At 53.2% G+C, this 662-nt stretch carries 1 protein-coding gene; it reads right to left on the bottom strand.

The features are described 5' to 3' along the window. Positions 1-515: type IV secretory system conjugative DNA transfer family protein (locus tag KQI26_RS15145; RefSeq protein WP_371744219.1), on the bottom strand; the 515-nt coding region annotated here is incomplete at its 3' end. Positions 516-662 lie beyond the last annotated feature (147 nt).

Below are 662 nucleotides of genomic sequence, written 5' to 3'. Positions count from 1 at the left end.
GCCAGGATCTTGGGATAGCTGTCCGGCTGGGCCACATTGGCCCATTCATCTTGAATACACCGCACCGGCACCGGCAGAGCGCCGTCATGCAAATTGTCCGCCCGATAATAAAGCTCCTGAAATGCCTGGGTATAAAGCATCCCCACCAGGTAATTCATACTGGCGTCGTTGTCCGGGATCACACAGAAAATCGCCCGTTTCCGCTCACCCAGGCTGCCAAGATCCAGCTCGTCCCGGCTGGTCATGCGGGCAATCTGGGGCAAGTTGAAAGCTGCCAGTCGTACAGCGGCGCTGACAATGATGCTTTTGGCTGTCTTTCCGGCGGCATGCTTGAAAACCTTCCACTCCTTCACTGCCACATGATTCGGATCCTTTTCTTCCAGCTCTTCAAAGAGCTTATCTACGGGGCTTTGATATTCCTCGTCCTCTTCCTTCACCGCAGCGTTTTCCAGCAGATACATCAGCGTTGAGAAATTCTGCTCTTCCGGCGGTGCTTCGCTGAGCAGATAGAGCATCAGCGCACTATCCAGCGCCACCTCGGATTATAGTGATAGGTAATCCTTTGAAGTGATCGCCGGATTTTCCCCCACTCCACACCGGACATGCGACTTTCACCGTATCCGGCGTTCCATCGATTGTGTTATCAGGCATTTAATCAATCA

This window comes from Intestinimonas sp. MSJ-38, from assembly GCF_018917925.1.
Lineage (GTDB): Bacteria > Bacillota > Clostridia > Oscillospirales > Butyricicoccaceae > Pseudobutyricicoccus.
The sequence above is the reverse complement of the archived record's forward strand: the minus strand, read 5'-3'. Positions and strand labels throughout refer to the sequence as shown.